Raw genomic sequence first — 12,764 nt, forward strand, 5'->3', positions numbered from 1 at the left:
TTAATTCGCTTATTTTTGAGAGGGGAGTTATTGGCTTGTTTTTTTGGCTTGCCGTGAGGTGATGAAAGGCATGTGGCTAAAATAGTGATAAAATTCACTATTTTAAGAGTGTTAACTTATGCAGGGGAATGATTTGTTTTTTAATGATGAACAAAAGTGTAAAGTTGAACTTTATGCGCTCATATATGTTGCCGTATTTCTTATACCTTTCCCTATTTCGTTATACGCTGCTGAGTTAGCCAAAAGTGCCGGTATATTACTTTGGCTAATCGCTTCTGTAGTGTATATGGTTGCTTATCTAAGGGTGGTGTCAGAATTACCTAAAAAGGATAGGGTTCTAGTTACTTGGAATCAATCTACTTATCTGCCACAAGTCATTTTCAAGGTTGCTCCAGTGTTAATATTTATGCTTGTTTGGTTAATTTTCAGCGCAGTTTGGTATTAGCATATGGAATGCAATTGGGTTAAAAATTAATAATCTATAAACTGAATTCTAGAATATTGAATCTAAAAGCAGGAAAATTAAATGAGTCGCTATGACAATGCTCCTGACCCCTTTAACAAGCCTATAAAAGTGTGTCGGCATTTAAAAAAGAAGGCTGATAGAAGGATGGAAATTGAGCCAGTACCTTACGTTATAGGAATTACTGATGACTATTATACTTGCTCATGGTTATGTAAGGACTGTATTGAGAAATATAATGTACCAAAACAAGGGGTTTTCTTATTTCATCTACCCTCAAGTGATGATGGTGATGAACACTTTGGGTTTCTACGAAACTTAAACTTAGATTTAAATGATATCGAAGGTTGCTTTGATATATTGGGCTTTAAAAATTCGGGCGATTTATATAACAACCCATTTGAGACTGTTGAAGGAGAGTTGACCGTTTATTTAGATTTAAATACTTTCTTTTTGTTATCTGGAATTACTCCTGTGACTAAAGATGTATATGTACGAGAAACTCTTAAAGTACCATTTGGTTCAGAATTAACCATAAAATGAAAGCTTGGGATACTTTAGTAAATTAATACCATACTATACCCATTAGAGCAGAAGGCTTGAATATACTTCAAATAAAATTTGTAGAATGATTTGGGTGAATTAATAGAAGTTAAATGAAAAGAAAGGATTCAATAATGTTCAATAGTGGCTATCATCGATACAAAGAAAGGGGGTTAAGAGCACGCCTTAGTTTTGAAATGGATCAAGAGCGGCTTTTTAAAAGTATCGATAAGATACCTCGCTTGGCAGGTGCCGGGGTTGTATATATAGATTCAAGTTTTACTGTCGTAGAGTTAAGACCTTATAGTGGCACGTCTTTAGCCCCCACCAAGGTAGTACTTCGTGAACAGCCTAGAAATATGAATCAGGCTGAGTTTGCAGGCCATCTTAAAAATAGTCAAAACAATGTACGAGAATCTCGTTTAGTCGGTGAAATTGCTGGCACAGTCTTAAGCTGTAGCGCTGCAGTGTTAGGATGGATCGTTGTATTTGGAAGTGCTGCTGCAATTCCACTCTCTGGAGGGACAAGTTCAGCAGTTACTTATTTGGCTGTAGCAGCAAGTACGGCAAGCTCACTTCAATGTATTAACGGAGGGGTACGAACTTATAACGAAAGCGTAAATCCAGAGTTAAATGATTTGTACGACTCTAAAGAATGGTATCAAAATGTAACCATGGCGTTAGATGTGATTTCATTAGCAGGTGCAGCAGCTGCGGGGGCTGCAACATTAAAAGCTGTGAAATTATTAAAAGCAAATACAAACAAGAGTACAGATGTATTACTAAAAGGGCTTACTCGTAGTGAAAGGAAGCGTTTAACGCAGGATATAATTAGGATGAATCATCCTGGAGTGTCTAATAATATTTTGAAAAGAATGGTCAGAACAGGGCAATTTCCTAAAAGGTATAGTGGACTACAGATTACACAAGCTTTAAAGCTGCAAATCAAAGATGCTGTAGGTGCATCTATTAGCTTTAGCGGAAGTGCATTATCAGGGGGTGTAAACTCTCTTGCTGTTGGAATTTATGAGGAGTTTAGTAAATAGTGTCAAAAAACTATAGAGTGTCGATATTTCCACCTTGGGAATTATTGCGGTCATTTTTATTTGTTACCGTGCTTTTACTTTTGGGAACTGTTTTTTCTGGAATGACTTTCTTAACGCAATATTTTAGTGCCGAGCCTGAATGGATTATCGGTATTTTGTTTTCTGTTGGTACAGCGTTTTGTCTAATAAACTTTAAAGTGAGCCACGGCTCTTATACGTGTGCAAAAATTTTAAAGTATTACGCGTTATTTTTAGCACTTATTTGTATGCCTGCTTTTATATTAATTGATGGAGCTACCTATAAAATAGCTTCTGCTATCAATATCGTATTGATGTTACTCGCGTTTTATATAGTTAAAAGTGAAAAATACCAAAACTTAGTTCAATATCAGTTTGATTTTTTTAAGGATATAAAAGAGGCTCGTTCAGCAATTGAGCAAGAAGTGTTCCGCAATAGAAATCAGAATCGAAAGTAATACCATATAATTTTCAGGGATAAAGCATCTTAGCTAAAAACTTATAATACCGAGAAGGTAACAAATTCTTTCAGTCATAAATTAAAGGGAGGTTTAAGTGTATGTTTGGGTTGATAAAAAAATACGACATTCATATGTGCTCTGAGGTCAAGGGTTGTATTTTGAATAATGGAGAGCCGGTAAATGGAGCAAGGATACGTCGTGAGTTAACTTATGCTCACTCAGTTGTTGAAATTGATGAAACGGTAACAGATGCTAATGGCTATTTTTCAATGCCTGAAATTTTAATAACGTCAAAAAAGCCTGGTGATATGTTTGTTCACGATGTTGTATTACAACGCATTACAATTTTAAGTAATGAAGAAGCGTATGTTTTATGGAACACAAAACAACTTGGTATTGAACCATTCAAAGAGATAGAAGAAAAATTACTTACCCTGAATGGAGATTTAAGTTCACAAGAAGTGCGATTCACTTTTCCCAATAAGAAAAACCCGAGTTTGGAATTCGATGGGTTAAGTATTTGCAGGTGGGAAAATGATTTTGAAGTTTTTGAACTTGAGGATGATGGAACACAATTTTTTAGTAGTTAACTTTTCTATTTAAGGATGAATATGAAAACGTTGAGCCCAACATTGGCAGTTAACCTTGCCGAATTTGCTTATGAAAGTCTTACAGGTAAGTTAGATGTACCTATAGTTCTGGCAAAGCAGTTTCTTTTTAACAGTAAGTCATCACTAAAAGGGGTTACTGGAACCTGTTTGGAGCATGTTTTAAATCATAGTAGTGGCTTTGGGTATATTGGTGAAGGAAGAAACGGTGGTATTTATGAAAATGAAATTGTCATTACTTTCCGTGGTACTGCAGGCATTGCTGACACACTAACAGATTTACATTGCGGAATGACGGTGGGGCCAAACTATAAAGCCGTACATGCAGGTTTTAATCGTACTTTTGAATCTATTAAACCACAATTATCAAAAATACTCAGTAAATTAGGTAGCAGACCAGTTCATTGTGTCGGTCATAGTTTAGGCGGAGCAATTGCAACATTGGCAGCTAATTGGATTAAGGCGCAATTTAAGGTGCCGGTAAAGTTATACACATTTGGTGCTCCTAGAGTCGGTTGCAACCCATTTGCGATTCAAACTGAAACAAATTTAAATGGTATTTACCGTGCAGTACACAGGAGTGATCCTGTCCCTATGGTACCTGTTTGGCCATTTGTACATGCTGGGAGCGAGTATAGGCTTAGTACTTGTGTTTCTTTAACGGGGGCTGCTCACAAAATGGCAGGGAATGCACCAGGTTATATTAATACCGCATCTCGTTACCCAGACTATAAAAGTATGGAAAGAGGCTCATTATCTAATTTGACGATGACACGTTTAAAGTATGTTAATCGCCATCATGCATCATTTAATGCTCACTGGGCAGATAAAATCACGAGCGCACTATTAACGCTCTTACGAGAGAGTGGCAAAATAACTAGCATATTAGCGCAAGGTGTCGTTGCTGGTACTTTGACTATATATGATGCTTTAGCGCGTAGCTTGGTTGAAATATCAAAAATGTCCTCGAAATATGCAGAAGATTGTAAAGGGGTGCTAGGCCATATACTTAACTTTGTTGGTAAGTCTGGCGTTACTTTGGTTGATATTACCTATTCCAAAGTGAAGAAAATACTTTATTGGATGCTAGAGAAACTCAATCAGTTAGTAATAGCAGCAGTAAAAGTATCTCCTTATATTGGAATTAGTTAAACAAGGTCATATTGTATGAAGCCCATATACGCTAATTTAAAACTCATGGGCTTTATTCACCTATTATAAATCAAGAAGTTTAATCTCACAGCAAGGAGCTATAAACGCTATTAAATGCGCTATAGAAACAGTATGGAACAACAACATCAACAAACACTCACTCAACTAGTTAACGATGTTTATAACAAACCGGACTTAATCGAAGAACATCAGGTTCTTATTCAACCCTTATTAAAAGACTTGCTAGCCAGTGCGCCAGCGGGCTTTGAGGGGATGGCTACGATGATCCATAGTCATTTAGTTAATGGCCTAAAATCCACCAATCCAAACATTCAAAAGTTTGAACTTGAGTCAGGACTTTTAAAGCTTAAGCCTTATTTTCAAAGAATTAATCAGTAATCTACAAAAGTCAGAGTTTAGGTAAACAAAGAACAAGGAAGGTTTATGTCATTAATGAATGCGTGCATTTTTATGCTGCTGTTACAGCCATTGTTTATTTACTTTGCGTTATTTGCAAAAGAAGTTGATCTTAATGAAGACTCGCAAGATTCAACTGTCATGCTATTTAACTTTGGTCTTTTGGGTATCACGCCTAGTGTTGCTTATTTTTACATGGAGCAGTTTTGGTTCGCAGTTGGGATGTTAAGTGGCGTCACACTATTAGGTTTAACACTCGCTAAAACTTTAGAGTCAAAGGGCAAAAGGCCATTGGATATCATCCTAACTTTGCGTTTTGTGACGTCGTGGCTGCTTATTTTTGGCGTTATATATTGGTTAATTTCATTATTTACAGACTCACCAGAAGTTCAGACAACAATTGCTGATACTGATCAGTTAGTTGAGCCATTTTATCAGCTATTTTGGCCTTCATTTTACTATTTAGGTTTAATGGTTTTTACATTTTTACTTAAAGTACTCGAGTTTCGCTTTCAGTTAAAGCCAGCATTATCAGGTACTTTCTTGATACTTGCGGCTGCGTTAATAGGTATATCTCCACTCGTTGATGGCAGTTTTATTCTTGGCTTGTTTATAAATATAGCCATATTTTTTATTTTCTGCTCAATGTGTATAGCAATTGATAAAGTAAATGATCCCTCTGGCGGCGCTATTGCTTTCTTCTATGCATATGTATTATCAATGGGAATAGGATTAGCTATTATCGTGAAAATTATATATGCAGTGTTTTTTAGTACTCAAGTCTGATTTTTTAACCTTGCAAGTAGGTTTATTTATCAGTTATTATTTGTACCTGTTTTGTTGTTTTTATTCTGCGTGAATTAATAATGTATAAGTCAGCATAATAAGGTTTTTGTTGCCATAAATTGCATTGCAAGGAGGCTTGGTGTGTTTTCATCAAGGATTAGTCATTTAGCTATATTAATTGCTACGTTATTTGTTTTATTCACTACAACACAGGTATTTGCGAATATGTTTGGTTTCTTTAATAAAAGTGATTTTATTTTGTCTGCTCCTGTAAAAGGGCAGTTATTTGATGATGGAAAACCTGTTGCAAATACCAAAGTGATGCGTTCACTTACTTACGGTGATGAATATATCGACGAAACAGTAACTGATGAACAGGGCTATTTTACGTTTTCAGAAAAAACAATTAAAACCAGTAAGCCAGCTAACATGTTCGATAATGACTCATTGGTACAGCACATTTATTTAGAGAATGGCACGCCAGAGGGAATAGTATTGTGGTATACACTTGTTTCACTTCATGAAAACAGTAAAACCCTCAAACGATTACTTGCTGATTTAAAATGCGATATCTCTAAAGAGCCACAAACATACGATATTCCTATCGAAGAAGATACAAGCCATACTTTTGCGATTTATACATCATGTAAACTTTAACCTAAAACGACTCATACAAAGGGAACTTATATGAATACCTTGACGCCTACTCAAGCGGTGCAACTCGCTGAGCTTGCTTATAAAGCAAAAAGTATTAAAACAACAAATTTACTTAATCACTCATTGCATGCATCTTTGCGAAATAATTTTAATTTCTCAATTAACCCAAGTGCTGTACAAGGTGTGTCGGGTGGGTTTTTCTCTCATTTATTTGGCTTAAGCACAGGCTTTGGTTTAGTTGCACACGGAAAAAATGAGTTTCAAGGTGATTCTGTTATCACAATTCGCGGCACAGCCTCTTTAAGAGATGGTTTAACAGATGCAAACTTCGGTTTAAGTGGTGGTTCAAACGGTAGTATGGTTCATGCGGGGTTTAATAAAACGTTTTACACCATGAAGCCGGGCCTGCAAGAGTTTGTAACAGCAAATATACGTGACAAAATAACAGGATGCGTACATTTAGTTGGCCATAGCTTAGGTGGTGCACTTGCAACGTTAGCGGCAGATTGGATCAAAGCTGAATATTCGTTACCTGTAAAGCTGTATACATTTGGTTCTCCTCGTGTTGGTCTAGATAACTTCTCAAGAGCCGCAACAGGCAGAATCGATAAGATTTATCGTTGTACTCATGGTGCCGATCCTGTCACTAAAGTGCCGTTATGGCCATTTTCTCATGCTCCTTATAAGGGCCAAGAAATTCGTTTAGACAGCGGGCAAGGTTTAAAAGGTGCTGCCCACAAACTCAGTGGTACACCTGGCTACATCAATACCGCAAATAGTAATGATTGGGGTAACCTGACTATTCGTGCGAATCATTATCTAAATACACCTGTGCGTTTAAATTTTGAAGATCGTAATCAAGCATCATTCAATTCACATTGGGCAGATAAATTAGGTGCGGCGCTTGTTACCTTATTAAAAGACGCTGGTTATTACAGTGCTGTTGCAGCACAAGCAGCGATTGGAACAGGCCTGACATTTTACGACATGCTTGCTCGAACTTTAGATAAAATAGCGAAAGCATCAGCATCATTTGCTGCACAAACACTAGGCCTCATTGGTCATATGTTGGTCTTTGCTGGCAAAGTTGTTAGCAAAGCCGTAGAACTAACATACAGTGTTATTAAGTGGGCTTTTGACTCGACTCTTGGTGCTCTTTATCGCGCCGCAAAAGACGGCTTAAATGGCTTAGATTAATAACAAAGTGGGCATGCTGAATAGCATGCCCACTTTGTTATTTTTAGTTTTCTTTTAATGAGCTTATTTGTATTCCATTCTTATTCAGCTCATTTTGTAGCTTTAATGCACTGCTTTTTAAGTTTGGTAGCGTCTTGTTATTTATGATATCGACCTCTTCATTTAACAGCTCTGAAGCATGTTTAGCCGACATTTTTCTACTGATTGCTGCATCAATTATAAATTGACTTTTGTTATAAAAACGACGAATTTCAGTTAAGAACTCACTAGGCGTTTCTAAAGTTGTGGGGGAATATTGCATGGTCTGCCAAATATACTTTTCGATTGTTGGCTTGTTATATTCAAGTTCGGACTTAGGCGGGCTTTTTGCTAGTAAGTTAGCAAATTTTTTGAGATGTTCAGCATTATCTTTAACTTCATCATATAGAGAGGTTCTAAGATAATAATTATCTTCCATTTTACTGAATGAGTCGAATTTTAAAGCTTGCTCTAAACCACTTTGGGCTGCAAGATAAACCCCAAAAATAGTTGAAAAAACGAGGAATAATTGGTTTAGCCAAAAGCCAATACTTTTTAGCTCTTTATTATCAACGGTTTTAAATGCGGTGGTTATCTTTGGGGTATTTTTATTTCCTATATCCATTATTAAATTCCTTTTATTATTTTTACTTAGTATTTCACAGCTGTTTAATTTATAAACTTTAATCTCTTTCTAAAAGCACAGCGCCGCTGTGCTCTTCACCTAAATAGTCGTCTTTGTTGTAGATAGGGCATTTTGCCATTGATAAACAGCCGCAGCCAATACAACCGTTAACGCGCTCGCGTAAACGCTGCATGTATTGAATTCGTTCATCTAGTTGAGTTTGCCATACATTTGAAAGAGCTGCCCAATCTTGTTTAGTGGGTGTACGCTGATCAGGTAGGGTGCTTAATGTTTGTTTAATGTTTTCAAGGGTTATGCCCATAGTTTGTGCAGCTTTAATTACAGCAATTCGGCGCAATACATCGGGTTTATAGCGGCGCTGATTACCATTATTTCGCCAGCTGCGAATAAGCCCCTTCGACTCATAAAAATGCAAGGTTGAAACTTTTACGCCACTGCGTTTTGCGACAAAGCCAACAGATAGGTTTGCATCAATAAGTTTTTTATCTGCCATAATTTGCTCCAAGGTATTGACCTAAAGTTAGCTTGAGGTTTTACGCTGCGCACATCATAAAAAAAGGAGTGATAGTAATGCAACAAAAACCAACAACAAATACGGTAATTATTTATTCAAGTGCGCGAAAACAGGGTAATACGAGTTTGCAAGTTAATGATTATAAAACGCAATATGGTGGCGATGTGGTATGCCTAGATGACTATGTTATCTCGCCTTATTGCTATGACAAGCAATATAAAAATGATGACTTTTATGCGGTATTTGAAGCGCTGTTAAATTATCAACATTGGGTGCTTGCATCACCAGTATATTGGTATAACACCACACCGCAGTTTAAAGCATTTTTAGACCGGATCACTGATTATATGGATGATGAAACGCTAAGGCAAAAACTGAGAACACTGCGTGAAAAGCAGTTTTCATTGCTGTCAAATGCAGGTTCTGCACACGCACCTAACGCGTTTATCGAGATGTTTAAAAACACCTTCAATTACTTAGGAATGACCTTTAAAGCGCATCAACATATTGATGCTAGTTAAACGCGTCTAAACAAGGTAGGCTAAAGTAAAAAACAACAGGAACTTTCATGAAATCAACACTATTAGGTTTATCTTTAGCCTTATTATCTTCGTTTAGTTATGCAGAGCAAGCTGAGCCTGCTATCAAAGGTTTTGGTTTTTATTATGATGTGCCAAATCATGCGCCAATCTCTGATCAAACGGTGTTCAAAGTGGCATTTGATGTCGCTGATGCGGCAGAAAAAGGGGCGCAGAATAATAAAATGAACTCATTAGCACGGTTCATTAATATGCATATAGCCCATGGTGTGAAGCCTGAGAACATTCAACTTGCTTTAGTTGTGCATGGTGGCGCAAGTGTTGATGTACTGGAAAACAGTTTTTATAAACAGCGCTTTGATAGTGACAATAAAAATCAGCAATTGATCTCACAATTGTTGGCACATAATACCGTTGTGTATGTGTGTGGGCAGTCTGCAACGCACATGAAGGTAAAGCTGCAACAGCTTATTCCTGGTGTGCAAATGGCGCTGTCGGCAATGACGGCGCATGCACAGTTGCAGCAACAAGGTTACACTCTGAATCCATTCTAATGAATATCTTATGTTTTGGTGACTCAAACACCTATGGTATTTCGCCCGTCGATGGTAAGCGCTTTGCAGCCGATGAGCGCTGGCCTAGTTTACTGGGTATTAAATTAGGTGCCGGCTACCAAGTTATTGAAGCTGGCCAGCCTAATCGCACGCTGGTGAACGACCCACCTTTCAGTGGCGATAAACTGGGTATTAAGTACTTAGAGCCTTACCTAGCGGCTTATCATTTAGATGTGATTGTTATTCAGCTCGGCACGAATGATTTAAAGCGCCGTTTTGCACTGTCGGTTGCTGATATTGCCAAGGCACTAGAAGCCCTCATCTCAAACATAAAGAAATATTATCTACATCGAGACTTACCCAAAATTATAATACTAAGCGCTGCTAGGGTTTATGAAGTTGGCGCATATCAATCTATTTATGCGGGGGCGGCTGCAAAGTCTAATGAGCTAGTTAAGGCTTTTTCTGAACTGTGTGTGAAACAGCAAACGCTGTTCCTGGATATCACAGCAATAGCTCCGCCTTGCCAGCAAGAAGGTATACATTTAACCCTTGAGTCGCATCGAGCTATTGCAGAGCATTTGCTAGAGTTACTAATAAATGAAAAAAGCCACAGGTTTTAATAACTCAGTGGCTTGGGTATTGATTTTAAAATCAAGGGATTAGGGAGTTATTATTAAAACTCGTAGCTAATACTTAAGCGTGTAGTACGCGGCATAATGTAACGACCATTCGGTGCATCAGCATTACGAGGGTCACCTTCTGTTATGCCTTGTTCGTCAGTTAAGTTATCAACCGCTAACTGCACTTTAATACCTTCCATAGGTTCAACAATTAAACCTATGTCTACTTTTTCGTAACCTTCTAAAGTAACTGAGTTTTCGTTGTTTCCGTAGCGGTCATCAACCGCTGAGATTGTGCCGTACAAGGTTGCATACATGTCACTAACTTCAAAGTCATAGCTTGGTGTTAAACGTACTTGCCATTTTGGCTGACGCTGACTTTCGTTTCCTTCGTTAGTTGGGCTTTCTGTTATTTCAGTTTCTTGAAGCGTTGAGTTTAAGTTAACTGAGAAACCAGATTCATGGTTGTAGTTATAATCAAGCTCAATACCGTATGCTTCGTTGGTTAAAATTTCAGATGGGTCACCTGGTCGACGATTAAATGTGTCACCTTTTACTTCGTTAGTGAAGAATGTTGCGTAAAAGTCGGTGCTGTCTGTTAATAATTTATAACCAAACTCAGCTTGTGTTACTTCTTTAATTAGCTTTTCGCCATTTTGGTAAGCACCATAGTTATCACGGAAGTCGTCGAAGTAAGGCATTTTGTAACCACGGTTTACACGAGCAAATACGCCCATGTCATCGGAAATTGAGTAGTTAATACCTGTTGTCCACGATGTTTTGCTTTCGTCATATTGAACAGACTTAGTGATCACACCGTCAAGACCTTCATCAACTGAGTATTCCACTTCATGGTTTTCAAAACGAATACCTGCATCAAGCGTAAAGTCATCGTTGAATTTATATTGAGCTGTTGTGTAAAACGCATTGGTGCGTGCATCACCTGTTGAATTGATATCGTAGTTAAAGCCACAACCATCAACACTTGCATTACATTCGAAACCGTCTAGCATTTCGCCACCTGCTTCAAGCACGTGATACGCTACATTGCCTAAGCTCCACCAGTCATTTGCTGATGTGCTTGCTGTGTAATAACCAAATGCCAGCGATAGATTATCAAGCTTTTTAGCAAACGCTAAATCATTGGTGAATGCGCTGATCTCTTTTAATGCCACCCAACGGCCAACTTTTTGCACCGCCGTGTCTGCGCCGTATTCTGTGCCAGTTACTGCACCTGTTACTGGACCTGTTATCGTTTCACCGGTTTCAGCAGCTGTTTCAATCGTTGTTGCAGAGCCTGCCGGTACTAAGCCGTATGTGTTAGCATCACCCTTGGTGAAGTTAAAGCGATCTGTAAAGCTCCAGCCGTTATCAAATTCAAGTTTGATACTACCGCCAGAAACATGACCTTTCCAACCACGGCCTTCACCTAAGTCGATTTGTCGTTCGTCATTATTTGGGCCTGTGTAAATAGTTGCTTGGCGATTTAAAGTACCTAGTTGCGTGTACTCAGCATCAATACCGTCAACATTCAGTGGTGTTGGTAAGTACCAAGCACCGTGGTCATCTGTTTGACGGGTGTATAAATTAATGGTGCCGTTTTCTAACTCTTTTGTGATATTAATTGTGAACTGGCTGCCTTTTTCTGATGTGAAACCAGCATCACGAATACCTGGTGAGCTTTTAACATAACCACCCACCATAAAGTATAGATCATCAGAAACCTCACCACTTACCACAGCATCAAGTCGCTGCAAGTAATAATCTGAGGTCGTGTATTTGAAAACACCTTCAGTGTATTCACCACCACGCTTTAAACGGAAATTCGTTGTTAAACCAGGCTGGCCGTTTGATACAACAGGGTTTGGACCACCACGCAGTGCTTCCATTGTTTCAATGGTTTCATCTAAACGGAATAACGACGAGTTTTCTAAAAATGATAAAGTAGGTGCAGGGTAAATTGGTGAGCCTTCAAGACTCAATGTTAAAAATGGCGCATCGCCACCACCGGGAAAACCACGCACAAACACGTTTGCGCCAGATTCACCACCTGAACTTTCTACCCACACACCTGGTACGGCTTTAAACAAGTCAGCTGTACTTTTTGGCGATAGTTTAACAATTTGATCGGCATCAATGTTTGTCACGGCGTAACCAGCGTCGATTTTACGAACACCGATACCGGCAGGTGTGCCCGATACGACAATTCGTTCTACTTTTTCATTTGCTGATTTTTGTGGCTGTTCTTCGGCCATTGCAGTTTGGCCACTGATTGCTAGCAGGATTGCAGAGGCTAATGCACTGCGAGTATATGTTGTTGTCATCATTGTGTGTTCCCATTTCCTTTTGTGTGTAAAGCAAGTTATTGAAACGATTTTTGCAATTGTTAATACCTTGCTTTTTTAAACCATAAAGATCAATGCAAACGTTTGCAAATGGTTTTTATAACTTTTTGTTGTAAATTTGAACACAGGATTAGAGTATGAAATGCGTGCTACTGAAAAAATATTATCTGCTGAAAC

16 protein-coding genes are annotated in these 12,764 nt (G+C 38.2%); 13 read left to right on the plus strand and 3 right to left on the minus strand.

The window, feature by feature from the left end:
* The first annotated feature begins 118 nt into the window (after positions 1-118).
* The 10 genes from ACSFVZ_RS07245 to ACSFVZ_RS07290 all read left to right on the plus strand — a co-directional run bounded on the left by ACSFVZ_RS07245 (position 119) and on the right by ACSFVZ_RS07290 (position 7,348).
* Complete coding sequence (locus ACSFVZ_RS07245) at positions 119-445, plus strand: hypothetical protein (RefSeq protein ID WP_138557111.1); 327 nt, start codon at positions 119-121, stop codon at positions 443-445.
* A gap of 81 nt (positions 446-526) precedes the next feature.
* Positions 527-1,006, plus strand: a complete 480-nt coding sequence (locus ACSFVZ_RS07250) for a hypothetical protein (protein WP_435558489.1) — start codon at positions 527-529, stop codon at positions 1,004-1,006.
* A gap of 134 nt (positions 1,007-1,140) precedes the next feature.
* Complete coding sequence (gene ssp4 / locus ACSFVZ_RS07255) at positions 1,141-2,052, plus strand: Ssp4 family T6SS effector (protein WP_435558490.1); 912 nt, start codon at positions 1,141-1,143, stop codon at positions 2,050-2,052.
* Positions 2,052-2,528: a hypothetical protein gene (locus tag ACSFVZ_RS07260; RefSeq protein WP_435558491.1), complete on the plus strand. Its 477-nt coding sequence runs from the start codon at positions 2,052-2,054 to the stop codon at positions 2,526-2,528. The genes ssp4 and ACSFVZ_RS07260 overlap by 1 nt, the downstream gene beginning before the upstream one ends.
* Before the next feature lie 134 nt (positions 2,529-2,662).
* Positions 2,663-3,121, plus strand: coding sequence for a DUF6795 domain-containing protein (locus tag ACSFVZ_RS07265; protein WP_349654520.1), 459 nt, complete (start codon positions 2,663-2,665; stop codon positions 3,119-3,121).
* A gap of 21 nt (positions 3,122-3,142) precedes the next feature.
* On the plus strand, positions 3,143-4,291 hold the full coding sequence (locus ACSFVZ_RS07270; RefSeq protein WP_171040396.1) for a lipase family protein: 1,149 nt from the start codon (positions 3,143-3,145) through the stop codon (positions 4,289-4,291).
* A 132-nt stretch (positions 4,292-4,423) separates the two neighbouring features.
* On the plus strand, positions 4,424-4,690 hold the full coding sequence (locus ACSFVZ_RS07275) for a hypothetical protein (protein WP_135926863.1): 267 nt from the start codon (positions 4,424-4,426) through the stop codon (positions 4,688-4,690).
* A gap of 45 nt (positions 4,691-4,735) precedes the next feature.
* Positions 4,736-5,494: a hypothetical protein gene (locus ACSFVZ_RS07280; protein WP_138557117.1), complete on the plus strand. Its 759-nt coding sequence runs from the start codon at positions 4,736-4,738 to the stop codon at positions 5,492-5,494.
* A gap of 141 nt (positions 5,495-5,635) precedes the next feature.
* The gene (locus tag ACSFVZ_RS07285; RefSeq protein ID WP_171040397.1) at positions 5,636-6,151 is read left to right on the plus strand and encodes a DUF6795 domain-containing protein; all 516 of its coding nucleotides are present in this window, start codon (positions 5,636-5,638) and stop codon (positions 6,149-6,151) included.
* A 30-nt stretch (positions 6,152-6,181) separates the two neighbouring features.
* The gene (locus ACSFVZ_RS07290) at positions 6,182-7,348 is read left to right on the plus strand and encodes a lipase family protein (protein ID WP_138557118.1); all 1,167 of its coding nucleotides are present in this window, start codon (positions 6,182-6,184) and stop codon (positions 7,346-7,348) included.
* A 43-nt stretch (positions 7,349-7,391) separates the two neighbouring features.
* On the opposite strand, the gene ACSFVZ_RS07295 is transcribed toward ACSFVZ_RS07290, so the two are convergent.
* Both ACSFVZ_RS07295 and soxR read right to left on the minus strand, forming a co-directional pair.
* The gene (locus ACSFVZ_RS07295) at positions 7,392-7,991 is read right to left on the minus strand and encodes a hypothetical protein (RefSeq protein WP_249930191.1); all 600 of its coding nucleotides are present in this window, start codon (positions 7,989-7,991) and stop codon (positions 7,392-7,394) included.
* Positions 7,992-8,049: 58 nt separating this feature from the next.
* The gene (soxR, locus tag ACSFVZ_RS07300) at positions 8,050-8,505 is read right to left on the minus strand and encodes a redox-sensitive transcriptional activator SoxR (RefSeq protein WP_435558493.1); all 456 of its coding nucleotides are present in this window, start codon (positions 8,503-8,505) and stop codon (positions 8,050-8,052) included.
* Positions 8,506-8,582: 77 nt separating this feature from the next.
* Between soxR and ACSFVZ_RS07305 the strand changes: the two genes are divergently transcribed.
* The 3 genes from ACSFVZ_RS07305 to ACSFVZ_RS07315 are packed head-to-tail and all read left to right on the plus strand — an operon-like array spanning position 8,583 to position 10,242.
* Complete coding sequence (locus ACSFVZ_RS07305; protein ID WP_435558494.1) at positions 8,583-9,047, plus strand: flavodoxin family protein; 465 nt, start codon at positions 8,583-8,585, stop codon at positions 9,045-9,047.
* 47 nt (positions 9,048-9,094) lie between these two features.
* Positions 9,095-9,619, plus strand: a complete 525-nt coding sequence (locus ACSFVZ_RS07310; RefSeq protein WP_435558496.1) for a DsrE family protein — start codon at positions 9,095-9,097, stop codon at positions 9,617-9,619.
* Positions 9,619-10,242 carry a GDSL-type esterase/lipase family protein gene (locus ACSFVZ_RS07315; protein ID WP_199527273.1) on the plus strand — a complete coding sequence of 208 codons (624 nt, stop codon included), beginning with the start codon at positions 9,619-9,621 and terminating at the stop codon, positions 10,240-10,242. Before ACSFVZ_RS07310 ends, ACSFVZ_RS07315 begins: the two co-directional genes overlap by 1 nt.
* A 53-nt stretch (positions 10,243-10,295) precedes the next feature.
* On the opposite strand, the gene ACSFVZ_RS07320 is transcribed toward ACSFVZ_RS07315, so the two are convergent.
* Complete coding sequence (locus ACSFVZ_RS07320) at positions 10,296-12,566, minus strand: TonB-dependent receptor (RefSeq protein WP_435558509.1); 2,271 nt, start codon at positions 12,564-12,566, stop codon at positions 10,296-10,298.
* Between the last annotated feature and the right edge of the window lie 198 nt (positions 12,567-12,764).

Source organism: Pseudoalteromonas nanhaiensis, assembly GCF_051235485.1.
GTDB classification, from domain to species: domain Bacteria; phylum Pseudomonadota; class Gammaproteobacteria; order Enterobacterales; family Alteromonadaceae; genus Pseudoalteromonas; species Pseudoalteromonas lipolytica_C.